The organism is Streptomyces sp. WAC00040 (assembly GCF_056835925.1).
Genome location: NZ_JAKQZE010000002.1, coordinates 532,461 through 556,322, shown reverse-complemented (window position 1 = coordinate 556,322; position 23,862 = coordinate 532,461). Strand labels below are relative to the sequence as shown.

20 protein-coding genes, 1 tRNA gene and 2 pseudogenes are annotated in these 23,862 nt (G+C 71.6%); 3 read left to right on the top strand and 20 right to left on the bottom strand.

The features are described from left to right. Positions 1-24 precede the first annotated feature (24 nt). Together rbsD and MDN94_RS21835 are read right to left on the bottom strand one after the other, a co-directional pair. Positions 25-424, bottom strand: a pseudogene (gene rbsD / locus MDN94_RS21840) (D-ribose pyranase). 101 nt (positions 425-525) lie between these two features. Beyond that, positions 526-1,314 carry an MBL fold metallo-hydrolase gene (locus MDN94_RS21835; protein ID WP_482727566.1) on the bottom strand — a complete coding sequence of 263 codons (789 nt, stop codon included), beginning with the start codon at positions 1,312-1,314 and terminating at the stop codon, positions 526-528. Between the two features lie 96 nt (positions 1,315-1,410). On the opposite strand from MDN94_RS21835, the gene MDN94_RS21830 reads away from it, so the two are divergent. Both MDN94_RS21830 and MDN94_RS21825 read left to right on the top strand, forming a co-directional pair. Further along, complete coding sequence (locus MDN94_RS21830) at positions 1,411-2,019, top strand: ABATE domain-containing protein (protein WP_482727565.1); 609 nt, start codon at positions 1,411-1,413, stop codon at positions 2,017-2,019. Positions 2,020-2,214: 195 nt separating this feature from the next. Next, on the top strand, positions 2,215-2,397 hold the full coding sequence (locus MDN94_RS21825; RefSeq protein WP_482727564.1) for a hypothetical protein: 183 nt from the start codon (positions 2,215-2,217) through the stop codon (positions 2,395-2,397). Between the two features lie 90 nt (positions 2,398-2,487). On the opposite strand, the gene MDN94_RS21820 is transcribed toward MDN94_RS21825, so the two are convergent. Beyond that, positions 2,488-2,958 (bottom strand): ribosomal maturation YjgA family protein, encoded by a 471-nt coding sequence (locus MDN94_RS21820; RefSeq protein ID WP_482727563.1) that lies wholly within the window; start codon positions 2,956-2,958, stop codon positions 2,488-2,490. A gap of 123 nt (positions 2,959-3,081) precedes the next feature. Then, a tRNA-Leu gene (locus tag MDN94_RS21815) sits at positions 3,082-3,169 on the bottom strand. A 167-nt stretch (positions 3,170-3,336) separates the two neighbouring features. On the opposite strand from MDN94_RS21815, the gene MDN94_RS21810 reads away from it, so the two are divergent. Beyond that, positions 3,337-4,659: a DUF2254 domain-containing protein gene (locus MDN94_RS21810; RefSeq protein WP_482727562.1), complete on the top strand. Its 1,323-nt coding sequence runs from the start codon at positions 3,337-3,339 to the stop codon at positions 4,657-4,659. A gap of 117 nt (positions 4,660-4,776) precedes the next feature. Here the strand turns inward: MDN94_RS21810 and MDN94_RS21805 are convergent, their stop codons facing one another. From MDN94_RS21805 to MDN94_RS21730, 16 genes and pseudogenes are all read right to left on the bottom strand, one after another. Next, positions 4,777-5,442, bottom strand: coding sequence for a class F sortase (locus MDN94_RS21805; protein ID WP_482727561.1), 666 nt, complete (start codon positions 5,440-5,442; stop codon positions 4,777-4,779). A gap of 103 nt (positions 5,443-5,545) precedes the next feature. Further along, positions 5,546-6,025 (bottom strand): sortase, encoded by a 480-nt coding sequence (locus tag MDN94_RS21800; protein ID WP_482727560.1) that lies wholly within the window; start codon positions 6,023-6,025, stop codon positions 5,546-5,548. Between the two features lie 299 nt (positions 6,026-6,324). After that, a pseudogene (locus MDN94_RS21795) lies at positions 6,325-6,908 on the bottom strand (aldehyde dehydrogenase family protein); the annotation flags it as partial. Positions 6,909-7,076: 168 nt separating this feature from the next. Beyond that, the gene (locus tag MDN94_RS21790; protein WP_482727559.1) at positions 7,077-7,718 is read right to left on the bottom strand and encodes an HAD family acid phosphatase; all 642 of its coding nucleotides are present in this window, start codon (positions 7,716-7,718) and stop codon (positions 7,077-7,079) included. Positions 7,719-7,912: 194 nt separating this feature from the next. Continuing rightward, the gene (locus MDN94_RS21785; protein WP_482727558.1) at positions 7,913-9,076 is read right to left on the bottom strand and encodes a sugar phosphate isomerase/epimerase family protein; all 1,164 of its coding nucleotides are present in this window, start codon (positions 9,074-9,076) and stop codon (positions 7,913-7,915) included. 49 nt (positions 9,077-9,125) lie between these two features. After that, positions 9,126-10,511, bottom strand: a complete 1,386-nt coding sequence (locus MDN94_RS21780; protein ID WP_482727557.1) for an alkaline phosphatase family protein — start codon at positions 10,509-10,511, stop codon at positions 9,126-9,128. Beyond that, entirely contained in the window at positions 10,508-11,677 is a 1,170-nt protein-coding gene (eboE, locus tag MDN94_RS21775; RefSeq protein WP_482727556.1) for a metabolite traffic protein EboE, read from the bottom strand. The genes MDN94_RS21780 and eboE overlap by 4 nt, the downstream gene beginning before the upstream one ends. A gap of 12 nt (positions 11,678-11,689) precedes the next feature. Continuing rightward, positions 11,690-12,538 (bottom strand): TatD family hydrolase, encoded by an 849-nt coding sequence (locus MDN94_RS21770; protein WP_482727555.1) that lies wholly within the window; start codon positions 12,536-12,538, stop codon positions 11,690-11,692. Continuing rightward, entirely contained in the window at positions 12,538-13,185 is a 648-nt protein-coding gene (locus tag MDN94_RS21765) for an EboA domain-containing protein (protein WP_482727554.1), read from the bottom strand. The genes MDN94_RS21770 and MDN94_RS21765 overlap by 1 nt, the downstream gene beginning before the upstream one ends. Then, a complete protein-coding gene (locus tag MDN94_RS21760; RefSeq protein ID WP_482728203.1) occupies positions 13,182-14,006 on the bottom strand; it encodes a sugar phosphate isomerase/epimerase family protein in 825 nt (274 codons plus the stop codon). The genes MDN94_RS21765 and MDN94_RS21760 overlap by 4 nt, the downstream gene beginning before the upstream one ends. A 299-nt stretch (positions 14,007-14,305) precedes the next feature. After that, on the bottom strand, positions 14,306-15,241 hold the full coding sequence (locus MDN94_RS21755; protein ID WP_482727553.1) for an SCO3242 family prenyltransferase: 936 nt from the start codon (positions 15,239-15,241) through the stop codon (positions 14,306-14,308). Continuing rightward, positions 15,238-16,356, bottom strand: coding sequence for an inositol-3-phosphate synthase (locus MDN94_RS21750; RefSeq protein WP_482727552.1), 1,119 nt, complete (start codon positions 16,354-16,356; stop codon positions 15,238-15,240). The genes MDN94_RS21755 and MDN94_RS21750 overlap by 4 nt, the downstream gene beginning before the upstream one ends. A 108-nt stretch (positions 16,357-16,464) precedes the next feature. Further along, the gene (locus MDN94_RS21745; protein ID WP_482727551.1) at positions 16,465-20,160 is read right to left on the bottom strand and encodes a ThuA domain-containing protein; all 3,696 of its coding nucleotides are present in this window, start codon (positions 20,158-20,160) and stop codon (positions 16,465-16,467) included. A 240-nt stretch (positions 20,161-20,400) separates the two neighbouring features. Beyond that, on the bottom strand, positions 20,401-21,408 hold the full coding sequence (locus tag MDN94_RS21740; RefSeq protein ID WP_482727550.1) for a sugar phosphate isomerase/epimerase family protein: 1,008 nt from the start codon (positions 21,406-21,408) through the stop codon (positions 20,401-20,403). 40 nt (positions 21,409-21,448) lie between these two features. Then, positions 21,449-22,663 carry a Gfo/Idh/MocA family protein gene (locus tag MDN94_RS21735; RefSeq protein WP_482727549.1) on the bottom strand — a complete coding sequence of 405 codons (1,215 nt, stop codon included), beginning with the start codon at positions 22,661-22,663 and terminating at the stop codon, positions 21,449-21,451. A gap of 67 nt (positions 22,664-22,730) precedes the next feature. After that, positions 22,731-23,777, bottom strand: a complete 1,047-nt coding sequence (locus MDN94_RS21730) for a substrate-binding domain-containing protein (RefSeq protein WP_441261738.1) — start codon at positions 23,775-23,777, stop codon at positions 22,731-22,733. Between the last annotated feature and the right edge of the window lie 85 nt (positions 23,778-23,862).

Genomic DNA, 23,862 nt, shown 5'->3' with positions numbered 1-23,862 from the left:
TCGTCGCAGTCGGCCCGTTCCGCTTCAGACGAAGACGCCGCAGCGCAGCAGTACGTTCGCGCAGGGCCGCGCCTCCCCCCGTCCGCACCACCGGACCGGCGTCGCGGATGCGGGCCTTGAGCTCGTCGTGGATGACGAAGTCCAGCGACGGGAGCCGTTCCCCAGCAGGCGGGCCGCTGACGGATTGGCGTCGTGGACCTCGTGGGCGGCGGTCGCGGACCGATCACCAGCTCGTCGAGCAGGCCGTCGAGCACGTAGGCGAAGGGCGGGATGCCCGCCCGGAAGGCAAGGTCGACCACGGGCCCGACGACGGGACCGGCATGCCGACGTCGCAGACCAGGACGTTGTTACCGTGGCCCAACTCGGCCAGGGCGCACGCCAGATGGCCGTTGAGGACTCGGACGGGCCGAGGTGCTCGGGGGATTTCCTCGACGCCGGGATCCGGCCCGCGCGCACCGCGGCCGGGCCCCGCGCGTGACGGGCCCCGGCCGGTGTGGACGTGGTTCCTGAACGGAAGGTGTCCGCTCAGGCGCGCTGGATCCAGCCCCGGTCCAGGCGGTCGGCCAGGCCGGCGGCGGTGAAGGCGGCCGCCAGTTCGTCGCGGCCCTCGGTGAAGTGGGCCCAGCTGTCGTGGTGGACGGGGACGATGCGGCGGGCGCCGAGTATGTGCGCGGCCTCGGCGGCCTGAGCGCTGTCCAGGACGAGCAGCCCGCCGTCGAAGAGCACGGGGAAGCGGGGCGCTCCCGCGAACAGGATGGCGGTGTCCACCGCGCCGAAGCGCTCGGCGATCTCCCTCACCGCGTCGAGCGAGGCATTGTCGCCGCTGACATAGACCGTCGGCAGGCCCTCCCCCGTCAGGACGAAGCCGACGACCTCGCCGGTGAACGGCTCGACCTCTTCGCGCGGGCCGGGACCGTGGACGGCGGGGACACCGGTGACCGTGATCGTGCCGCCGCTCGGACGCTCCAACTCGATCGACTCCCAGTCGGCCAAGCCCTTGGCCCTTTCCCCCAGACGCTTCCCGCCGCCGGGGGTGGTCAGCGTGAGCGGGACGTCGGCGAGCAGGGCGCGCCCGGAGGTGTCGAGGTTGTCGGCGTGCTCGTCGTGCGAGAGCAGGACCACGTCGACGGAGCCGAGTTCGGCGGGCGTGGCCGTGGAGGGCGCGGTCTTGGTCAGGATCGGGCCGGCCGAGGGGTAGTCGCCGGGACCGTCGAAGGTCGGGTCGGTCAGGAAGCGCAGGCCGCCGTACTCGAACAGGGCGGTCGGGCCCCCGAAGACGCGGACAGGGAACTGCTGGTCGTCGTGCTGGGACATGCCGTCTCCTCGTTTCTCACGGATAGCTTGCACTTTTTCCGTGATGCATAGAGTAAGCAAGCATCACGGAAAAACGCAATCGCTACCATGAGAGATATGGACGAGACCCTGGCCACCGACCCCGCGAAGACCGCCCTGCCCCCGGCCCCCGGCGCCGACCGGTACCGCTCCCTGGACTTCGCCGACACCGCGGCGACCCTCCCGGCAGGCCAGAGCTACGACCTGCTCGGCGCACCCGCGTCCGCCATGCGCTGGCTCGCCGCCCATGACCTGACCACCCCTGACGTGCAGCTGTACGAGGTGTGCGCCCGGCGGATGCGCACCCTGCGCGGACATGTACGCGCCCTGTTCGGTGCGCGCGTCGACGGCGCCACCCCGCCAGAGGAATCCCTGCGCGCGGTGAACGAGGCCCTGACCGCCGTACCCTCCGCACCCCTGCTCACCTGGGACGACACCCAGGGGTTGCGCCGCGTCCAGGCGCACCCCACCGACCAGGCCGTCAACCACGCGCTGGCGACCCTGGCCGCCGACGCCGCCGACCTGCTCACCGGACCGGACGCAGGCCTCCTCGCGGCCTGCGGTTCCGCCCCCTGCGACCGGTTCCTCCTGCGCACCCACGGCCGGCGGCACTGGTGCTCCACGCGCTGCGGAGACCGGGCCCGTGCCGCCCGCGCCTACGCCCGCCGCAGCGGTGCCGCGGACTGAACCCTGCCGCTCGCGCGGCGGCACGGTCGCCTCCGCCCGTCACACGCGCCCCTCCACGAAGGAGACATCGCCAGTTCGCATGCCGCGTCAGTTACTGTGACCACTCGCAGCGTCATGGGAGTGTCGCTCAGCACGGTTTACGGGATGGTGCGGCGCTGGGGCCCGAGTCCGCACCGCCGGCATCAACTGTCGCCCGTGGCAGGTCCGCTGGGCCGGACCCTGGCCCATCTCTTCGCGGTCGTCGAGGAGCCGTACTCGGAGGAACTCCGCCCGGTGCCGCACTGCCAAAACCTCGGGCGGGTCTTCGCAGCGGCCGTCCCCTTGAGCACCGCACAGCTGATCGAGACTGTCGAGGCAGCGTCGACTGATCATGCCTGAGGACCACGACGTATGGCAGCCCGTCTCGCAGGGCTTTACCCCCGACGAGTCCCCGGACTTCCCCTGACGGCACGGGCTGCCTCGGCGAGCTCACCGGTCCGGCGGCCGGACCCAGTACCTGCCTTCCGCTACATACGCGTGGGCGGGGACCGGAGGCGGCGGCGGGCCGGACCGGCGCGCGAACGAGGCGTGGGCAAGCCATCCCACGGCGGCGCCCGCGGCGTACCAGAAGAGGTCGGGCGGGTTGAAGGTGGATCCGAGGACGAGCCGGGCGACGACGCTCCGCCCGGCCAACTCGGCCGGCAACGGGGTGAGTTGCAAGAACTCGACGACCCAGCTGAACGCCAGCGCCGCACCGGCAGCGGCGAAGGGCCGCGCCCGAGGCGCCACGAGCACGACGAGCGCAAGGATCAGGACCGTGTAGAGCGCGTCCCCCGCGTACTTCGCGACACTCCCGTGTGCCATCGCACTGACGCCGAGTCCCGCCGCGACGGTCAGGACCGCCGCCGCTGCCGCGGCCATCCGAATGCGCGAGGATCCACCGAACCGCTGAGAGGTCATGGCGATCACAGTAGGGGCTCCATCTCGCGCCCCGCCGGCCCCACCACGCTCTCACGGAACAGCCCGGGCCCCACCACGCTCTCACGGAAAAGCAAAAGGACCCCAGGCGAACTGGGGTCCTGCTGGTGTCCGAGGGGGGACTTGAACCCCCACGCCCGATAAAGGGCACTAGCACCTCAAGCTAGCGCGTCTGCCATTCCGCCACCCGGACTCAGGTGATTCGCCCCGGTCTCCCGCGGCGACATGGACAACAATACCAGGGGTTTGCGGTGCCTCTCACCTGCATATTGCGTGGTCAGTGGGGTGCGAGCGGCACTCGAGAGCTGCGCTACAGCGTGTATCCGAGCAGATGCGCTGCGTTTGACTACCGTCGGCCGGGTGAGTCAACGTCGCACCTATCGTCCGCCCCGCGTCCTGTCCGTGTTGCGCGAGCACCTGCGCGAGACATTCTGGTTCGCCCCCACCGTGGCGCTGGTCCTCGTCTTCGTCGTCTGGGCCCTGGCCGACGCCCTCGACGCCCTGATCGTCGACACGCTCCGGGACGAAGAGGACTACCAGAGCCTTCGCGAACTCATGGCGATCGCCGACGACGCCAAGACCATCGTCACCACGATCGCGTCCGCGATGATGACCTTCATCGGTGTCGTCTTCAGCATCTCGCTCGTCGCGGTGCAGATGGCGGCCGGCAACTACAGCCCCCGCGTCGTTCGCATCTTCATCAGGAGCCGCATCAGCAAGCTCACCTTCTCGGTGTTCCTCTCCACGTTTCTGCTGTCGCTGCTGGTGCTGACGGCGTTCGAGAGCGAACGCGACCCCCTGGAGGTCACGTCCGTGCCGGTGGTGCAGAGCATTCTGACGCTGCTCATGGTCGCGTTGAGTCTGCTGCTGTTCATCGCCTATGTGACGCAGACGCTCCAGCTGATGAAGGTGGGCCCCGTGGTCGACCGGGTCACGCGGGAGGCGTTCGGGGCGCTGGCGCGCATGCCGTGGTCCGACGCCCCCGGGAAGCCGCTCGGTGACGAGACCGACCGCGTCAGTCACCAGGGGCGTTCGGGGGCACTGCGGGACGTGGAGGTCGCCCGGCTGGTGCGGGTGGCCCGGCGCCATGACGTGATGCTGCGGCTCATCCCCCGGGTCGGGGACTTCGTCGTGCCCGGCACGCCCGTCCTCACGGTCCACGGCGGCACGGGACGGCCCCTGCCGTTCACGGCCCGGCGGGCGCTCCAGTCGGCCGTGTCGGTCGGCGTGGAGCGCACGTTCCGACGTGATCTGACCTTCGGGCTGCGGCAGTTGACCGACATCGGGCTCCGCGCCTTGTCGTCTTCCGTGAACGACCCGACCACGGCCGTGCAGTGCCTGGACCGGATCGTGCAGTATCTCGCCGTGGTCGCCCACCGGCCGCTCGGCGCGGTGTACCACCAGGACGGGAAGGGCCTGGTGCGGCTGGTCCAGCCGGTGTCCGGGTGGGAGGACCTGGTGGACCTCGGCTTCGCCGAGCTGCGGGGGTGCGCGGTGGGCAACCCTCAGGTCACGCGGCGGATGATGGCCGGGTTCGAGGACCTGCTCGGGCTCGTCCCTCCTGAGCGGCGTGCTCCGCTCGAGCGTCACCGGGACATGCTGGTCCTCGCAGTGCGGCAGTCGGTACGGGAACCGGCCGAAGGCGACTTCGCCCTCGAACCGGACCGCCAGGGCATCGGCTGACCGGCAGTCGCGGTCCGGCCGGTGTTCGAGCGGGACGCCGGGTCCGGCCGTCCGCCGCCGCCGACCAGAGGACACCGGGACGGCGCGCGGACCGGCGGTCGGGCGGGGCGCGGGTGGCTACTTCACGGCGCTGAGTGTCGCGTAGACGACGACGTTGCCCTCGTAGCCGCCTTTCGCGGACCGGTCGCCGCCGCACGTGATCACCCGCAGTTCGGGCCGACCGGAATCGCCGTAGACCTTCTCGTCCGGGAAGTCGTTCTTGTCGTGGACCTCCACGGCGTCGACGGTGAAGACGGCTGTGCGCCGGTCCTTGCGCACGACGTCGATGGTGTCGCCCTTGCCGAGCGCCCCGAGCCGGTAGAAGACTCCCCGTCCGGCGGGGGTGTCCACATGTCCGGCGGTCACGGCCGTGCCGTTCTCCCCCGGCGTCGCACCGTCGCCGTACCAGCCGGCGAGGGCGGGCGCGGCGGCCGGCGGCGGCTGCAGCGCGCCCTTTTCGTTCAACCCCAGGCGGGTCAGTGGGGCGTTCACACCGATGGCCGGGATCAGCAGGCGGACGGGTTCCGCCGGGGCGAGAGGCCCGACGGCCGGGGGCTGCGGCGCACGCTCCGGGGCCGGTCGCGCGGCCGCGGCCCGCTGCTGCGCCGGCGCCGGCTGCGGTGGTCGGTCCTCGTGCAGCGCGCCGCCCACCAGCACGGCCCCGGCGATCGCGGCGCAGAAGAGCAGCTTGTACGAGGGAAGACGGGTCGCTTCGGTGGTCCGTGTCGTCGGGGCGTCGTCCATCGGGGCAGCCTTTGCTCGGCAATGGGCGGAGGTGTGCATGGGACCCGGCCGGCCCCCGGTCGCCGTGGCGGTGACCGGGGGCCGGTGGGCAGAGGCGGTGGCGTCAGGTCCGGACGCCGCCGGAGGCGCGGCGCGTCCTCGCCGCTCCGCCGGCGACCGCTCCGGCGAGGAGCAGCCCGCCCAGTGCGAGCTGTGCGCTCCTGCCGGTGGCGTCACCGAAGCCCGCCTCGACGCCTCCGCTGGGGCGGTCGCCGATCCGGTGGGTACCGGTGACCTTGGTACGGGGCGGGCACTTCAGGGTCACCGTGTCGGTGCCCGGAGCGGCATCGTCGGGCACTCGGAACTCGCCGACCAGGACGCCCTTCCGGTCGCCCTCGAAGAGGTGGAACTGCCCGCCTGCCTCCGACTCCCCCTTGCCGTAGGTCTCATCGCCGCAGGCGGTGGTGGTGACCGTGACCGTGGTCCCCGGGGCGTTTCGCGGGCTGATCTCGATGTCGCTGTCCTCGGCCGCGGCGACCGGCGCGGCGAGTGCGAGGGCGCCGACGATCACGGCGACCTTGAGACCGGTACGGGCGATGCGCATGTCTTCCTCCAGCGGAGCAGTGTCCGGCCCTCTGCGCGGCTCCTCTGCTGTGCTCCGTGTACGAGGCAACCCACAGTCGGTGATCATCGCAATGCGAGGTCCGGGCACCTGGGTCACCCGGTAGGGCGCAGGATCCGGCCTCCTTCCGGCACTGCCGCAGGTCGCCGCTTCGGACACGCCGAGGCGAAAGTGACGGCGTGGAAGGTGCGAACGGGCTAAGGCCCGCACCGTCCCGGGCGCGTCGGGGGAAGGGACGGACCGGGACGTGCGGGCGTCCGGCCAAGGGTCCGGACGACCCGTCAGGCGTTGAGCTGGTAGTCAGGGAAGCTGCCCGGCAGCCGCTCCCCCGCCGGGCCTTCCGTCACGGCCCCGCACCAGCAGCTCGCCGACGACGAACGCGCCGCGCCAGGAGGCGCCGAAGCCGCCGAACAGCTCGTCGCGGTCACCGCGCGAACGGGGCTTGTTGTGGCCGGTCTTGAAGGCGCGAATCTGTGGGCGAGGCGGCGGAAGGTCGCCGGGTCGTCCGTGGAGAGGGTCGCCACGAGTGCGCCGCCGGAGGCGTTCGTCGCGGCGAGCAGTTCCGCCTCCGTGTCGACGAGGACGATGGTGTCGACCGGCCGAAGAGTTCGGCGTGGTGCAGCGGGGACGACGGCGGTGGGCCCAGGAGGGTGACGGGCGGGAGGTAGGCGGAGGTGTCCTGGCCGGGGAGGAAGCGGCCGTCGGCGAGCGTCCCTCGGCGGAGGGGGACGGCTCCGCGGTCGACGGCCTCTGCGACCTGGTCGGCCAGCTCCTTGGCCTTGGCCGCGTTGATGAGCGGACCGAAGTCGAGGGCGGGCAGCGGGTCGCCGGGGTGTTCGACTGCGAGGGGGTGGCCGGTGCGGACGGCATCCGCCGGGGCGCCGCGCAAGCGCCGGATCGCGGCCGATCCGCAGCCGATCAGCCGGGACATGGGCTGAGGGACCACGGTGGGACGTGCGGCCCGGGCGGCCGCGGCGGCCGGGAGACCGGTCACCGCGGCCGTCCGGCCGTCGTCCGAGGTGTCTGGAAGGACCTACGACAACTGGCCGTCGTAGTCGGGGAGCTTGAAGGTCCGCTCCGCGTGCCCGCCGACGAGGTCGGTGGTGTTGTTGCCGATGTTGGCGATGATCGTGTAGCCCTTGGCCTCGATCTCCGCGCGCTTCTCCGTCTTGTAGGCGCTGACCTCACCGAAGAGGTCCGGCAGGTCGCGGACGTAGAGTCCGTCGACCGGGTAGCCCGTCTGCTTCAGGTTCCAGTCGGTGAGCGAGTGGATGATGCCGGGGCGGGCGGTCACGAAGAAGACGGCGACGCCACAGGAGTCGGCGTAGCGGGCGAGCTCACGCATCTCCTGTATGGCGGGGGTGGGCAGCTTCCAGAACGGGTGGAAGTGCGTCTCCAGTGAGGTGTTGTCGATGTCGAGGACGATGGCCTGCTTCTCGCCGGCCGCGTCGGCGGTGCGTTCCTCGATGTAGGGGCGGGCCTGGGCGACGACCGCGGCGACGTCGCGCCGCCAGGTGTCGTAGTCGACGCTCTGTGCCTGTGCCTGTACCTGTGTCCGAGCGGGTGCCCCGGCGGTCGTCGTGGCCTGCGCGGTCGCGGCGGGGACGGCCACGGTGAAGGCCAGAGCGAGGGCGCCGGCGGCCGCGCCGGCCGTGCGGGTGCTGCGTGCATGCATGGGGGGTCTCCTGGGTTTGCGGGCAGCTCGAGGAGTGCCGTCCGCCCTTTCCGGGCGGACGGTTTGACATGCTCGCGCTTAATGATGGCCGGGAGACGACATTCACACTACTGGTCGGTAGCGCCTTTCTGCGGCAGTTCGGGACGTCACTGTTCGGCCGGCGCCTGACGCGCCGGCCGAACGGTGACGTGCCGTCAGTGCCGGGCGCGCAGGGCCGCGAGGTTGTCGTAGCTCTTGCGGGCCACCTCGAGGGACTGCCCCGGAACCGTGGCGCTGGGCGCGCCGTCGTGCTCGATCATCGGGTTGTGGTAGTTCTTCGCCCCCACCCGCCTGAAGAACCTGCGGTAGTCGATGTCGCCCTCGCCGAACGTCACCATGTCGTAGCCCTGGCCGTTCTGGGCGTTGACCGTGCCGTCCTTGGCGTGGAACAGCGGATAGCGCACGTTGTGGCGGACCACCAGACCGGCCGGGTCGAAGACCTGCTCCACGGTGGATCCGTCGTGGGCGGTGTACGTGTGGAACTTGTACTGCGCCACGTGCGCCCAGTAGATGTCCATCTCGAGCCAGACGTCGCGGGGGTCGGTCACCTGAAGGAAGTACTCGAGCTTGCGGATGCCGGAGCTGCGGGTCGGCCGGCCCTGGGCGTCCGGCGGACCGCCGTCGAGCAGGAACCCGTACGCGGAGTCGTGGTTGTGGGTGTAGAGCTTGATGCCCTCGCGGCGGGCGATGCCGCCCAGCGCGTTCCACTTCTCCGCCGCGACGTCCCAGTCGGCCCGGTAGGAGCTGCCGGTGGGGTCGCCGCCGGTGCCCATGTGACCCATGCCGAGGATGTTGGCGATCTCCAGATGGCGCTTGAAGGTGTCGAGGTCCGACGGGGTCAGCGGCCAGGAGCCGGGGATGAAGCCGTGGTTGCCCTGCGCGGTGAGCCCGTACTCGTCCAGCCAGGACCGCATGAGCCTGGCGCCCGCGACGGTCTCCAGGCTCGCGCCGCCCGGGGCGTTCGCGTGCTGGCGGTATCCGGCGAACTCGACCTGCTTGTAGCCGTAGCGGGACAGCTGCTGGAAGACCTCGCGGAAGCCCGACGGCAGATCCGTGGACAGCGGGTCGCGGCCGGTCGCGTCACGGACGGTGTAGAGGATGATGCCACGCTTGTGGGGCGGGACCAGCGCGGAACGGCCGTGGTCCTCGGCTCTGTCGTCCGCCGTGTCCACGGCCAGGGCCGGGGAAGCACCGAAGACGGGAGCGGCGATCGCCGCGGCAGCGGCGGCGGTGCAGGTGCTGAGGAAACGGCGGCGGCTGACGCCGAGCGAGCGGCGCAGGCCGTCGCCGGTGACGGAATCGTCGTTGAACGCGGTCACGATGATCTCTCTTCCTTCACGGGGGTGCGGACGCGTGACGGTCGCCGCCTCAGTCGAGGCCGGCGAGCCGCAGCAGCAGGGACTTCACATCGGTGGCCGCGACGCGGCCGGTGACGGCGCGGGGGGTGGAGCACAGGAGGAGCGGACCTTCTTCGTCGCTCGCGGGGAGACGGCCGTGGCTGCCGCGGATCGGTGACGGGTCGAGCGGCACGACCGCGAGGCGGTAGCGCATGCCGAGCTTCTTGCGAGCAACGGCCTTGGCGGCCTTGAGCCGTACGTACGGGTCGTGCGGGTCCATGAACAGCTCGACGGGGTCGTAGCCCGGCTTGCGGTGGATCTCGACGAGCTGCGCGAAGTCGGGGGCGCGGTCGTCGTCGAGCCAGTAGTAGTACGTGAACCAGGCGTCGGGTTCGGCGACCGCGACCAGCTCGCCGGAGCGGGGATGGTCGAGACCGTGGGCCTTCTTCCCCTCGTCGTCGAGGAGTTCCCCGAGGCCGGGCAGCCCGTCGAGCGCCTCACGGACGGCGTCGAGGTCCTCGGGGCGGCGCACGTAGACGTGGGCGAGCTGGTGGTCGGCGACGGCGAACGCACGCGAGGTCATCGGGTCCAGGTACTCCATGCCGTCCTGGGTGTGGACCTCCAGCAGACCGGCCCGGCGCAGCGCGCGGTTGATGTCGACGGGGCGGCTGACCCGGGTGATGCCGTACTCCGACAGGGCGACCACCGTACGGCCCTCGCGCTCGGCGTCGTCGAGCAGCGGGCCGATGACGGCGTCGAGGTCGGCGGCGGCCTTCAGCGAGCGGGGGTCGTCGGGGCCGTAGCGCTGGAGGTCGTAGTCCAGGTGCGGCAGGTAGCACAGGGTCAGGTCGGGCCGGCGGGTGCGCATGATGTGGCGGGTCGCGTCGGCGATCCACCGGCTGGAGACGATGTCGGCGCCCGGTCCCCAGAAGTGGAAGAGGGGGAACGTGCCGAACTTCTCGGTGAGTTCGTCGTGGAGGGCCGACGGGCGGGTGTAGCAGTCCGGTTCCTTGCGGCCGTCGGCGTAGTAGACGGGCCGGGGAGTGACCGTGATGTCGGTGTCGGCGCCCATCGCGTACCACCAGCAGATGTTGGCGACGGTGTAACCGGGGTGGGCGCGGCGGGCCGCGTCCCAGATCTTGTCGCCCGCCACCAGACCGTTGTGCTGACGCCACAGCAGGACGTCGCCGAGTTCGCGGAAGTACCAGCCGTTGGCGACGATGCCGTGCTCGGCCGGGAGGACGCCGGTCAGGAACGTCGACTGGGCGGCGCAGGTGACGGCCGGCAGCACGGTGGTCAGGTTGGCCTGCGAGCCGGCGGCGGCGAGCGCACCCAGGCGGGGCATGTGGTCCAGCAGCCGGGGGGTGAGGCCGACCACGTCGAGGACGAGCAGCGGAGTGGGGCGCGTGTCGCTCATGGCAGCTCCTTCAGGCCGAGGTCGGTCAGCAGGTCGCGGACCAGAGTGAGTTCGGCGGCGATGCCGTCGGCGAGCTGACCGCGGTTGCGGGGCCGCAGATCCGGCGGGAGGGCCTGCCAGGTGTACGTCTCGACCTCGAGGTGGCGGGTCCGCGGCTCCGGGCCGCCCACGAGCCGGGTCAGGGTGTCCCGGAGGACGGGCAGCGTCGAGGTGAGCGGCTCGGCGGGCGGCGCGTGCAGGGGGACGTGGAAGTGCGCCCGCCAGGGGCCGCCGTCAGGGAGCGCGCCTCCGGCGACGGCCTCGTCCAGGTCGTCCGTCCCGCGCAGACCGGCCGCGGTGAGGGTACGCGTCTGGTGCAGGAAACGCGGCTCCGCGAAGGCGGCCAGCGCCTGGCGCACCTCCGGCAGGTGCGGGTTCTGCGCGTGCAGCGCGGCGGACAGTTGCGCCTTCGGAACGGTGACGCCGGCCGCGGCGAGGGCGGCGAGGGCGGATTCCGGGTCCTCGAAGGACGTGGCGAGATGGCACGTGTCGACGCAGACGCCGATCCGGTCGCCCGGGACGGCGGTGAGCGGTCCGATCGCGTCGGCGGTGGTCTCCACGGTGCAGCCGGGTTCCGGTTCGAGGGCGATCCGGACGGACTTGCCGGTCAGCTCCTCGAGGGCGTCGAGCCGCTCGGCGAGGGTGGTCAACGCGGTGCGGGCGGTGGCGGCGGCCACGTCGTCGAAGCCGGTGCGCCAGGCGAGCGGGAGGGTGGAGATGGTGCCCTCCGTGACGTCGTCCGGCAGCAGCGCCGCAAGAAGCCGGGCGAGGTCGCTGGTGTGGGTCAGTCGTACGGGGTCGGTCCAGTCCGGCGTGTAGACGCGGTACTTGACCTCTTCCGCACCGAAGCCCTCGTAGGGGAACCCGTTGAGTGTGACGACCTCGAGGCCGCGCCGCTCCAGTTGCGCGCGCAGTCCCCGCAGCGCCGCCGGATCGGTGACCAGGGCGCGGGCGGCTTCCCTGGCGAGCCACAGGCCGATGCCGAGCCGGTCGCGGCCGAGGCGTTTGCGCACCGGTTCGCAGTGGTCACGCAGTTGCGCGAGGACACCCTCCAGTGTCTCCGCGGGGTGGACGTTGGTGCAGTAGGAGAGGTGGACGGTCGAGCCGTCGGGGTGACGGAAGCGCATTCTCTGCTCCCCTCATTCCCCGCCGCGGAGGATGGAGTTGCCCTCGTGCAGGTCCTCCGGCTCCGGGATGTCGAGCTGGAGTCGGCCGCTGAGGCCGTAGAAGGCGACCGGGTTGCGCCACAGGACCTGGTCGACGTCGTCCTCGGTGAAGCCGGCCGCGAGCATGGCGTCGCCGACCTTGCGGGTCTTCAGCGGGTCGCTTCTGCCCCAGTCGGCGGCGGAGTTGACGAGTACCTTCTCCATCCCATGGGTCCGCAGGATCGTGACCATGCGGTCCTCGTCCATCTTGGTGTCGGGGTAGATGGAGAACCCGAGCCAGCAGCCGCTGTCGGCGGCAGGCTTCACGGTCGTCTCGTTCAGGTGGTCGAGGAGGACCCGCTCGGTGGGGAGGTTCGACTCGCGGATGACGTCGACGGTGCGGTGCAGGCCGGCGAGCTTGTCGCGGTGCGGGGTGTGGACCAGGGCGGGCAGGCCGTGGTCGGCGGCCATCTGGAGCTGCGCGGCGAGCGCCGTGTCCTCCGCGGGGGTCATCGAGTCGTAGCCGATCTCGCCGACCGCGACGACCGAGTCCTTGACGAGATAGCGGGGCAGCGCGTCGAGGACGGGCGTGCAGCGGGGATCGTTGGCCTCCTTGGGGTTGAGGGCGATGGTGCAGTGGTGGGATATGCCGTACTGGGCGGCGCGGAACGGCTCCCAGCCGAGAAGGGCGTCGAAGTAGTCGAAGAAGCCGGCCGGGGAGGTGCGGGGCTGGCCGAGCCAGAACGACGGCTCCACGAGGGCGCGCACACCGGCGGCGTACATGGCCTCGTAGTCGTCGGTCGTGCGGGACGTCATGTGGATGTGCGGGTCGAAGATGCGCATCACAGCTCCTGGGGCCGCTGGGGCTTCTCGCCGGTCAGGGTCAGCACGCGGTCGAGATCACGGGGGATGTCGCGGCCCGCCGCGGTGCGCTCGGCGGCGTAGTCGCAAAGCATTCGGGCGAGTTCGCCGTCGCCGCGGGCCCGCCGTTCGAGGTCCGCGACGTGGTCGAGGGGCACCCCGGTGAACAGGCACTTGAGCACGGCGTGCCGCCAGGCGTGCGGGTCGAGATGAGCGGCGGCGTAGGGGCCGACGGCGGCGGAGACGAGCCGGGTGTCGTTGGTGCGCAGCGCGTCGTCGAGCAGGTGCACGGCGTGCGGACCTTCGACGAGGCACGGCAACGCCCGCAGCACGGCGCGCCGTTCGGCGGCACTGCCCTGCCGGTAGAGCCGGGTCAGGGTGTCGAGGCCCGCCCGCGCCTGTGTCAACAGCAGGGTACGGACGGCGTCCGCGTTGTCCTGCCCGCAGTGGCGGCCCGCGGCGGCGAACCGGAGTTCCCAGATGTGCGCGGTGTACGGGGAGGACGGCGCCGGCGGTGCCTGGGCGGCGCCGGCCGCCTCGGCGAGTGCTTCGCCGAGCCAGGCGCGGGCCGTGTCGTCGGCCAGCCGGGCCTCGACTTCCGCAACGGTCCAGGGCGCGGTCTGCGTCACGGTGCCGGTGCTCCCTTCGCGACTGCGGTACGGAGGAACTCGATGGACCGGCGGGCCAGTTCGGGACCCGCGTGGGAGTGGCGGGGCAGCTCCACGACCGTCAGACCCCGGTAGCCGGTGGCGGCGAGGGCCTCGAGCACGGGCGGGAAGTCGATCTCGCCGTCGCCGAAGGGCAGATGCTCGTGCACGCCGCGCCGCATGTCCTCGATCTGGACGTGCCGCAGCCAGGGACCGGCCGCGTGGACGCAGTCCGCGGGCGGGTCGGGTTCCAGGCACTGGCAGTGACCGATGTCGAGGGTGAGGCCGAGGGGTGTGGGGTTGCCGAGGGCCGTGCGCAGCTGATGGAAGCCGGCGAGGTTCTTCAGCAGGTGGCCGGGCTCGGGTTCGACGGCGACGGGGACGCCGGCGAAGGCCGCGGCGTCGAGCACGGGCAGGATCGCCTCCTCCAGCCGCTTCCACGCGGTGTCCGCGTCGGTGCCGGGCGGGGTGATGCCGCTGAAGCAGTGCACGGCGTGCGCGCCGAGGTCCGCCGCCACCTTGACGGCGGTGACCAGCAGCCGGGTGCGGGCGGCGCGTGCCTCGGGGTCGGGGTCGAGCAGGGACGGGCCGTGCTTGCGGCGCGGGTCGAGGACGTAGCGGGCGCCTGTCTCCACCGTGGCGCCGAGGCCGAGCTCGCCGAGTCGGCGGGCGACGTGGCCGGTGCGCGCGGCAAGTCCGGGGGCGAGGGGGTCGAGGTGCATGTGGTCGAGGGTGAGTCCGACACCGTCGTAGCCGAGGTCGGACAGCAGCCCGAGGGCGTCGTCGAGACGGAGGTCGGTCAACCCGTTGGTGCCGTAGCCGAATCGGAGCCGATCGCCGGCCGCGCCGTCGCCGGACCTGGCGTGGGGGGCCGGGCCGGTAGCGGAGGCCGGGCCCGCTCCCGCGCGGGTGTGGGCGCCGTCGTTGTCCGCGCCAGGTCGGTCGTCGGGACCGGGGCGGGTGCCCGTTCCCGGTCGGTCGTCCGGACCGGGGCGGGTGCCATGGCCGGTGCGAGCGGCAGGGCCGGTACGGGTGGCCGACTCGGTGCCGGGCGCCGGGCCCGAGCCGGCGGCCGATCGTGTTCCCGGGCGGGGGGCGAGGCTCATGTCGGGCTCACCTTCCGTGCGAGCTTGCGGGCGAGCGGTACGAGCCCCATCACAGCGAGCCCGGTGACGCCCGCCCCGGACCGGGCCGCAAGGGCGGCCTGCAGCGGGATCATGGCGCGGATGCCGCCGCCGACGGCGCGCCGGGTCAGCGGCGGGGACGGATTGAGCGCGGCGTGCAGGTAGGGGACGGCGGCGGTACGGGCGTACGCGGCGGCGAGCACCACGGTGACGGCCGGCGCCGTCGTCCCGCGTGGTCGCGCCGCGAAGGCGGCGACCGCGCCGGTCGCCGCGAGCGCGGCGAGCGGGGCGCGGGTCGAACCGCCCTGGGTCTCGTTCCGGGACACGGTGGTGACGGCGTACGTGTGCGCGGCCAGTACCGCGGCGGCGGGCGCGGCAGTGCCGAATCCCAGGACGGACGATCCCCCTCCCCGCCCGTGGCCGGCGCGGTCCGGGGCCGGCCGTGCCGCCGTACGGCGGCCGGTCGCGGACAACGTTGCCGCCGCGCCCAGCAGCAGGTCCAGGCCGCGGGCCGTCGCCATCGCCGCCGGACCGGCCTTCGTGTGCTTGAGGTGGAGGTCGTACGCCCAGACCGCCGCCGAGAGTGCCGTAGCCACGGCGAGGGCGGGGCGGCCGGCGCGGGCGGCGAGGCCGAGGCCCGCCGCCGTCAGCGCTCCTGCCGCGCCCAGTGCGGCAGCCGGCGAGATCCGGCCGGACGGGATCGGGCGGTGGGGCCGGTCGATCGCGTCCTCGTCGCGGTCGGACCAGTCGTTGAGCGCCATGCCCGCCTCGTACAGGCAGAGCGAGGCTCCCACGGCGAGCGCCGTGCCCCTGTTGGGACGTCCCCCGGCCGACGCCGCCCCCGCGATTGCGTCACCGGGCACGGTGAACAGGGCGGACACGCGCAGCAGTTCGGCCCAGTCGCGCGGCCTCACCGGGCCTCCCGCAGACGGTCCGCGAAGCCGAGGAGGGCGGCGAACTGCTCCGAGAGGCCCGCCGGTCCGCCGTCCGGGTCCTTGAAGTAGAAGCCGAGCGCGGGCAGCGGCCCGGACAGGCCCGCCTCATGGGCCCGGGCCAGCAGCCGGGCCAGGTCGAGGACCAGCGGTGCGGCGAGCGCCGAGTCGCAGCCCTGCCAGATGGTCTGGAGGATCATGCGCGACCCGAGGAAGCCCTCGAAGGCGATGTGGTCCCAGGCCGTCTTCCAGTCGCCGAGCGCGGGCACGTCGTCGATGTGGACCTCGCCCTGCGGTGTGTGCCCGAGGACGTCGGCGAGGACGCGTTCCTTACCGGCGTTCTTCGCCGCCGCGGCGGCGGGGTCGGCCAGTGCCGCCCCGTCCCCGCCGCCCAGCAGGTTGGTGCCCGACCAGGCCCGTACGTCCAGGGCACGCTGCACGAACATCGGGGCGAGCACCGCCCGCAGCAGCGTCTGGCCGGTCTTGCCGTCGCGGCCTGTGTGGGGAAGTCCACTGGCCGCGACGGCGTGGGTGAGGGCGTCGGTGCGCAGCCCGGTGGAAGGGGTGAAGTTGACGTAGGGGCAGCCTGCGCGCACGGCGGCGGCCGCGTAGAGGGAGCTGGGCGGCAGCCGCAGTGCGCCCGGTTCGGGCAGTGGCTCGGTGGAGGAGACGCCTACGACCACGACACGGGCGAGGGTGTTGCGTGTGCGGAAGTCGTCGATGTCGGCGGCGAACGCGCTGATGAGTTCCTCGTCGCCGCGGGTGTCGCCGGCGCCCGGTCCGCCGGGCCGTATCCCGGCGTCGGCGGCGGCGAGTTCGGCACGCACCGCGGAGGCGAGGCCGTGCGGCAGGACGCCCGCTTCGGTGAGGTGCTCCGCGCGCTTGGGCAGCGGGCAGTGGGCGGTGTCGTGTCCGCCGAAGACGAGGGATGACAGGGGCGGCAGCCCGGCCCCGGCGAAGGCCGGGGTCTCTGTGACCATGCCGGTCGGCGGGTGCAGCCCGGCCGTGACCGCCGCGCATCCGGCGACGGCTGTGGTGGCCACTGAGCCGCGTGCTCCGACGAACCAGACTCCGGTGCGTGCATTCCCGTCTGTCACGGGCTGCCTCCCTGCCAGTCGACGTTTCCGATGTGGTGGAGGACGGCGGGCGGGGGGTACGGCGCCTCCCCGCCCGCCGCCGGCAAATGGGCGGCCCCGGCCCGCAGCCTAGGAGGGCAGCTCCTTCAGCTGGATGTCCCGGAAGGACACCTGGTCGTCGGCCCCGTGGTTCTGGATGCCGATGTAGCCGTCCTTGAGGCTGCGGACCGGGTCGGTGTTGGTGAAGTCGTTGATCTTCACTCCGTTGAGGAAGACCCGCAGACGCTCTCCCTCGACCCGGATCTCGTAGTTGTTCCACTGGCCGGGCGGCTTCAGAGCCTGGTCACGGGCCTGGAGGTCGGCCGATTTGAAGCCGTAGACGGCGCCGGTGGTGCGGTCGGCGGCGTCGGTGGCGTCGATCTGGACCTCGTAGCCGTTGTTGACGGCGGACCACGGGTCGTCGGAGGCCGGGAAGCCCACGAAGACACCGGAGTTGTCGTCGCCTTCCATCTTCCAGTCGAGCTTCAGCGAGTACGAGCCGAGCTCCTTGGCCTGGTACCACAGCATGCCCATGCCGCCCTCGGTGCGCAGTTCGCCGTCGACGACGTTGAACTTGCCCGGCCCGGCCTGCTTCCAGCCCTCGAGGGTCTCGCCGTTGAAGATGGTCCGGTAGCCGGTCCGCGGCTTGCAGTCGGCCGTCACCTGGCCGGTCGCGTACTTCAGTCCGCCGAGGAGGTGCTGACGGAAGGCCGGCTCGGCGTAGGACTCCTTGGTGTGGCCGCCGCCGGTGTAGAAGGCGCGGCCGCCCTCGTAGGTCTGGCACCAGGCGATCGGGTGGTCGCCCTTCATGGTGCCCCCCTGGTAGGTGGTCTCGTCGAGGGTGGCGAGGACGCGGGCCTGCTCACGCGGGTTGGTGCGGTAGTTGTACCACTCGTCGGTGCGCTCCCAGGGGCCGTCGATGTGCGAGGTGGCCGGGTGGTCGTGGTCCTCGACGCGGACGGTGGCGGGCTGGATGTGCGGGTGGGAGGCGAAGTAGGCGCCGACGAGGCCGCCGTAGAACTCCCAGTCGTACTCGGTGTCGGCCGCGGCGTGGACGCCCATGTAGCCGCCGCCCGCCGCGACGTAGTCCTCGAACGCCTTCTGCTGTTCGGCGTTGAGCACGTCACCCGTGGTGGAGAGGAACACGACGGCGTCGTACTTCGCGAGGTTGGCTGCGGTGAACTGGCCGGCCGCCTCCGTGCTGTCGACGGTGATGCCGGCGGAGCCGCCGAGTTCCTTCAGGGCCGTGATACCCGCCGGGATGGAGTCGTGGCGGAAGCCGCCGGTCTTCGAGAAGACGAGGACGCGTTCGGCGGCCTTGTCGACGGGGGTCTCAGAAAGCTTGAAGTCGTCCACGTCGTAAAGCGCTCCTGCGCCTCCCTTGAAGACCAGGAAGAGTTCCGTCGTCCGCTCGGGGACGCCCCGCAGGGCCACGTCGAGGTCCTGGAAGGTCTCCCAGCTGCCGGTGACGGGGACCGGTGCGGAGCCGAGGAGCTTGCCGTCCACGGCCCCGGTGCGCACCTCGAGGACGCCGCCGGCGCCGCCGGAGGAGACGCGGGCGGTGAGCTTCTTGGAGCCGGTCAGGTCGTAGGGCTCGAAGGAGATCCAGTCGCCGTTGTTGATGTCGCCGACGGTCTTGCCGCCGTGGGCGGCCGCCTTGTCGTACGTCCTGATGCCGGACTGGCCGTCGAAGTGCTCGGCCTGCCGGTGGCGCGGCTGGAGCTGTGCCTGGTCGTGGCTGGTCAGCGCGGCCTGGCCGCCGCCTCCGCCGTCGGTGTACTCGGCGTCGAGGACTCCGAAGATGTTGGCGTTCGGGTCGTGTCCGCCGTCGGCCGAGGTCTTGATGGTGCCTTCGCAGCCCTTGGCGGAGGTGATGGGGTGGCCGTGGCTGTCGTGGCCGAGGACGTAGTTCACCGTGACCTTGGTGCAGTCGATGGTGCCGTCCTCGGGATCGGTGACGGTCACCTTGAACGGGATCTCGTCGCCGAAGTCGAACAGCTTGCCCTCGGCGGGCAGTTCGAGCTCCACCTTGGGTGCGGTGTTGCCGACGACGATGTGGACACTGGCGGAGCCGGTGCGGCCCGTCGGGTCCTTCGCCGTGACGGTCGCCGTGTAGGTGCCGTTCTTGGTGTAGTTGTGGACCGGGTTCGCCTCCGTGGAGGTGGCGCCGTCGCCGAAGTCCCAGCTGTAGGTGAGGGCGTCGCCGTCCGCGTCGGTGGTTCCGCCGGAGGAGAAGTTGACGCGCATCGGCGCCTGGCCGGACGTCTTGTCCGCGGAGGCCTCCGCGACCGGGGAGCGTCCGCCGGTGGCGTTCTCGATGCGGTACAGGCCGGCGTTCTCGTCGCCGCCGAACCAGGCGGTGCCGTAGTCGAGGACGTACAGCGCGCCGTCCGGGCCGAAGGCCATGTCCATGATCTGGGTGCCGGTCCACGGGACGGGGTTGATCGAGCGGGCGGCGCCGTCCTCCGCCATGTCGATGCGCTTGATCCAGCGCCGGCCGAACTCACCGGCGAAGAAGTCGCCGTCGTACGCCTCGGGGAACTTCACCGGGGAGTCGAGCCCGGCGTCGTAGTGGTAGACCGGGCCGCCCATCGGGGATTCGGAGCCGCTGCCGAACTCGGGGACGGAGCCGCCGTCGTACGGGATCCAGGCGGGCTGTGCGGGCGGCAGGTCGACCAGGCCGGTGTTGTGCGGCGAGGTGTTCTTCGGATTCGCGCAGTCGAACGTCGCGCCGGAGGTCTTGGTGGCGAAGTCGTAGTCGACGTAAGGGTCGTTGTCGCCGGTGCAGAACGGCCAGCCGAAGTTGCCGGGGCCGGTGAGGCGGGCGAACTCGACCTGGCCGGCGGGTCCGCGCTTCGGGTCGGCGGTGCCTGCGTCGGGGCCGTAGTCACCGACGTAGAGGACTCCGGTCTTCTTGTCGACGCTGAAGCGGAACGGGTTGCGGAAGCCCATCGCGTAGATCTCGGGCCGGGTCTTGTCCGTGCCGGGGGCGAAGAGGTTGCCCTCGGGGATGGAGTACGAGCCGTCGGCCTCGACCTTGATACGGAGGATCTTGCCGCGCAGGTCGTTGGTGTTGCCGGAGGTGCGGCGGGCGTCGTAAGCGGGGTTGCGTCCGGGCCGGTCGTCGATGGGCGTGTAGCCGTCGGAGGCGAAGGGGTTGGAGTCGTCGCCGGTCGACAGGTAGAGGTTGCCCTCGGCGTCGAAGTCGATGTCACCGCCGACGTGGCAGCAGATGCCGCGGGTCGCGGGGATGTCGATGATCTTCTTCTCGCTGGTGTTGTCCAGCGTGCCGTCCGCACGGAGCACGAACCGCGACAGCCGGTTGACGCCGTCGTACTTGGCGAAGTCGGCCGCGGTGCCCTCGCCCGGGGCGTCGCCCGCGGGGGTGTCCATGGGCGGTGCGTAGTAGAGGTAAATGAAACGGTTCTGCGCGAAGTTCGGGTCCAGGCCGACGCCTTGGAGTCCCTCTTCGTCGTGCGAGTAGACGGGGACGGCGCCGACGACGCGGGTGTTGCCGGCGGCGTCCGTCATACGCAGCTCGCCGCTGCGGGAGGTGTGCAGCACACTGCGGTCGGGCAGGACGGCCAGCGACATGGGCTCGCCGGTCTCCTCACCGCCCTTGGCGAGTGTGACCTGCTGGAATTCCTCCGCGGCCGCGGCGACCGCCGTCTGGGGGTCTGCGGCGGACGCGGTGGTCGGCGCGGTGAGGGCGAGCGAGCCGGCGGCCAGAAGACCGCCGGTGAGGAGTGCGAGAGCCTTGCGGGCCCTGGGCCTTGTTCTGTGCACGAATGTCCTCCGGTAAGGCCGGTCGAACGGGGCGGTGTGCCGTGGAACCGGAGTGCGCCGTCACTCCCGAACCACCTATGTCGTGTACACGAGATGGGACCGTAGCCGGGTTGGTCCTGGACCGAAAGCCCTTGTGCAGCAAGGAAGTTGAACTTTTTCCCAGCACAGGACAAAGGCGTGCCCGGGCAGCCCTGACCGGCCCGGCGACATCCCTCGCCACCGGGCCGTACCTGGGCGTTTCTAGCTGTCGCCGCCCGAGAACGCGGCGTCGAACGAGGCCGACGGAGGATCGAAGTCGAAGCGCTTCAGATCGGCAAGCGCTTGCGGAGCGCCCATCAGGCGGTCCATGCCGGCGTCTTCCCACTCCACCGAGACGGGTCCCTCGTAGCCGATCGAGCGCAGCATCCGGAACACGTCTTCCCACGGCACGTCACCGTGTCCGGCGGAGACGAAGTCCCAGCCGCGCCGCGGGTCACCCCACGGCAGATGCGAACCGAGCCGCCCGTTGCGCCCGTCCAGACGCTTACGGGCCTCCTTGCAGTCGACGTGGTAGATCCGGTCCCGGAAGTCGTACAGGAAGCCGACCGGATCCAGGTCCTGCCACACGAAGTGGCTCGGGTCGAAGTTGAGCCCGAAGGCCGGCCGGTGGCCGACCGCCTCCAGGGCGCGTTTCGTGGTCCAGTAGTCGTAGGCGATCTCGCTGGGGTGCACCTCGTGGGCGAAGCGGACGCCCTCGGCGTCGAAGACGTCGAGGATCGGGTTCCAGCGTTCGGCGAAGTCCTCGTAGCCGCGCTCGATCATCCGCTCGGGCACCGGCGGGAACATCGCGACGAGATGCCAGATCGACGAGCCGGTGAATCCGACGACGGTGTCGACGCCGAAGGCCGCGGCGGCCCGCGCGGTGTCCTTCAACTCCGCGGCGGCCCGCTGCCGTACGCCCTCCGGTTCCCCGTCGCCCCAGATCCGGGCGGGCAGGATGCCCCGGTGGCGTTCGTCGATGGGGTTGTCGCAGACCGCCTGGCCGACCAGATGGTTGGACACGGCCCAGCACTTGAGGCCGTACTTCTCCAGCAGGGCGTGCCTGCCGTCGAGGTAGGACGGGTCGGCCAAGGCCTTGTCGACCTCGAAGTGGTCGCCCCAGCAGGCGAGTTCCAGACCGTCGTAGCCGAAGTCGCGGGCGAGTGAACAGACCTCCTCGAGCGGCAGATCGGCCCACTGGCCGGTGAACAGTGTGAACGGGCGTGGCATGGCGCCTCCAAACCGGGTCCTGCCGGATCTCTGCCGGCCGTCAAGCCTGTACTGCCTCCACCGCCTGGACGGGGGTGTAGACGGAGTTCTTCTGTGCGCTCTCCTCCACCGCCGCCAGCACCCGCTGGACCTGGAGCCCGTCGGCGAACGACGGGACCGGATCGGTCCCCGAGGCGATCGCCTCGACCAGGTCGCGGGCCTGGTGCGCGAACGTGTGCTCGTAGCCGAGCGCGTGGCCCGGCGGCCACCACGCCTCCAGATACGGGTGCTCCGCCTCCGTGACGAGGATCCGGCGGAACCCGGCCGTGGCGGCGGGCTCGTGGTGGTCGTGGAAGGAGAGCTCGTTGAGCCGCTCGAGGTCGAAGGAGAGCGAGCCCTGCTCACCGTTGATCTCCAGCCGCAGGGCGTTCTTACGGCCCGAGGCCATCCGGGTCGCCTCGAACGTGGCCAGCGCGCCGGACTCCAGCCTGCCGGTGAAGACTGCCGCGTCGTCGACCGTGACCGGCCCCCGCTGCGTGCCGCCCGACGCGGTCAGGCCGGCGGAGGCGCCCTGGAGCAGCGGGCGCTCCTTGACGAACGTCTCCAGTTGGGCGGAGACCCCCACCAAGGGCTCCCCCGCCAGGTACTGCGCGAGGTCGACGATGTGGGCGCCGAGGTCACCGAGCGCCCCTGATCCCGCGTGCTCGCGCTCGAGCCGCCAGGTCAGCGGGAAGTCCCGGTCCACCAGCCAGTCCTGTAGGTAGGTCACCCGCACGTGCCGCAGGGTGCCGATCCTGCCCTCGGCGACGAGCCGGCGGGCGTAGGTGAGCGCGGGCACCCTGCGGTAGTTGAAACCGACCATCGCGAGCTGTCCGTTGCGCCGGGCCCGTGCGGCCGCCGCGACCATGGCCTCCGCCTCGGCGACCGAGTTCGCCAGGGGCTTCTCGCACAGGACGTGCTTGCCCGCCTCCAGTGCCGCGATCGCGATCTCCGCATGGCTGTCGCCCGGTGTGCAGACGTCGACGAGTTGCACGTCGTCGCGGGCCACGAGGGCGCGCCAGTCGGTCTCCGCCGCGGCCCAGCCGTGCTTGCCGGCCGCGGCACGCACTGCGGCGGCGTCACGGCCGGCGATCGCGGCGAGGACCGGCCGCAGCGGCAGGTCGAAGACGCGTCCCGCGGTGCGCCACCCCTGGGAGTGGGCGGCGCCCATGAACGCGTATCCGACCATGCCGACGCCGAGTGTCGGCGGTGCGGCCTCACTGTCCCTCTGGTGCATACGGAATCCTCCTCGTCGGAGTCAACGGTCTCGTCGGTGTGCTCGGTGGGGGCGGGCGCGCCTCCGCTCAGTTGAAGCCGGTGGGCAGGTACTCGTCGACGTTGTCCTTGGTGACGACGGCCGAGTAGAGGGTGAGGGAGGCCGGGATCTCCAGCTCGGCCATGCCGCTGATGCCCTTGCCCTGTCCGAGGGCGCGGGCGAGGTCGATGGCGGACGCCGCCATCGTCGGCGGGTACAGGACGGTGGCCTTGAGTACGCTGTCGTCGGCCTTGATGGCGTCCATCGCGGACTTCGCCCCGGCGCCGCCGACCATCAGGAAGTCCTTGCGGCCGGCCTGTGCGATGGCGCGCAGCGCGCCCACGCCCTGGTCGTCGTCGTGGTTCCACAGCGCGTCGAACTGCGACTGGGCCTGGAGCAGTTGGGCCATCTTGGCCTGGCCGGACTCCACGGTGAAGTCGGCCGCCTGGCGGGCCACCTTCTTGATGTTCGGATAGTTCTTCAGGGCGTCGTCGAAGCCCTGGGTGCGCTGCTTGGTGAGCTCCAGGTTGTCCAGCCCGGCGAGCTCGATGACCTTGGCGTTCGGCTTGTCCTTGAGCTGCTCGCCGATGTAGTTGCCGGCATTGAGGCCCATGCCGTAGTTGTCGCCGCCGATCCAGCAGCGGTAGGCCTGCGGTGATGCGAAGATGCGGTCCAGGTTGACGACCGGGATGCCCGCCTTCATGGCCTGCAGACCCACCTGGGTGAGTGCCTTGCCGTCGGCCGGCAGGATGACGAGGACGTCGACCTTCTTGTTGATCAGGGTCTGGACCTGCCCGATCTGGGCGGCCGTGTCGTTGGACCCTTCCGTGATCTCCAGGGTGACGTCGGAGTAACGCTCCGCTCGCGACTTGGCGTTCTGGTTGATGGCGTTCAGCCAGCCGTGGTCGGCCTGGGGCCCCGCGAAGCCGATGGTGACGGCCTTGCCGGGCTTGTCGTCGGCGACCGGCGCATTGTCGGTGGCCGCCTCCTGCTTCTTGGGCTCGTTGCTGGTGCACGCGGTGAGCAGTGCGCCGGCGCCGATCGCGGCGGTGCCGAAGAGCAGTCCTCTGCGGCTGGTGGACGGGGTTTCTGGCATGGCGGGTCTACCCCTTCACTGGGCGGTCCTGGCGGGTGCTGCGGATATACGGAGAGGGGGTGCGCGGAGGGTCGGGCCCGGCTGC

What these genes read in the sequence shown, in the direction of transcription:
- eboE (WP_482727556.1), bottom strand. Translation starts at nt 11,677, where the DNA reads ATGCGCTTCCGTCACCCCGACGGCTCGACCGTCCACCTCTCCTACTGC.
- MDN94_RS21770 (WP_482727555.1), bottom strand. Translation starts at nt 12,538, where the DNA reads ATGCGCATCTTCGACCCGCACATCCACATGACGTCCCGCACGACCGAC.
- MDN94_RS21820 (WP_482727563.1), bottom strand. Translation starts at nt 2,958, where the DNA reads ATGACCTCTCAGCGGTTCGGTGGATCCTCGCGCATTCGGATGGCCGCG.
- MDN94_RS21740 (WP_482727550.1), bottom strand. Translation starts at nt 21,408, where the DNA reads ATGCCACGCCCGTTCACACTGTTCACCGGCCAGTGGGCCGATCTGCCG.
- MDN94_RS21835 (WP_482727566.1), bottom strand. Translation starts at nt 1,314, where the DNA reads ATGTCCCAGCACGACGACCAGCAGTTCCCTGTCCGCGTCTTCGGGGGC.
- MDN94_RS21780 (WP_482727557.1), bottom strand. Translation starts at nt 10,511, where the DNA reads ATGAGCGACACGCGCCCCACTCCGCTGCTCGTCCTCGACGTGGTCGGC.
- MDN94_RS21805 (WP_482727561.1), bottom strand. Translation starts at nt 5,442, where the DNA reads ATGGACGACGCCCCGACGACACGGACCACCGAAGCGACCCGTCTTCCC.
- MDN94_RS21800 (WP_482727560.1), bottom strand. Translation starts at nt 6,025, where the DNA reads ATGCGCATCGCCCGTACCGGTCTCAAGGTCGCCGTGATCGTCGGCGCC.
- MDN94_RS21790 (WP_482727559.1), bottom strand. Translation starts at nt 7,718, where the DNA reads ATGCATGCACGCAGCACCCGCACGGCCGGCGCGGCCGCCGGCGCCCTC.
- MDN94_RS21735 (WP_482727549.1), bottom strand. Translation starts at nt 22,663, where the DNA reads ATGCACCAGAGGGACAGTGAGGCCGCACCGCCGACACTCGGCGTCGGC.
- MDN94_RS21830 (WP_482727565.1), top strand. Translation starts at nt 1,411, where the DNA reads ATGGACGAGACCCTGGCCACCGACCCCGCGAAGACCGCCCTGCCCCCG.
- MDN94_RS21730 (WP_441261738.1), bottom strand. Translation starts at nt 23,777, where the DNA reads ATGCCAGAAACCCCGTCCACCAGCCGCAGAGGACTGCTCTTCGGCACC.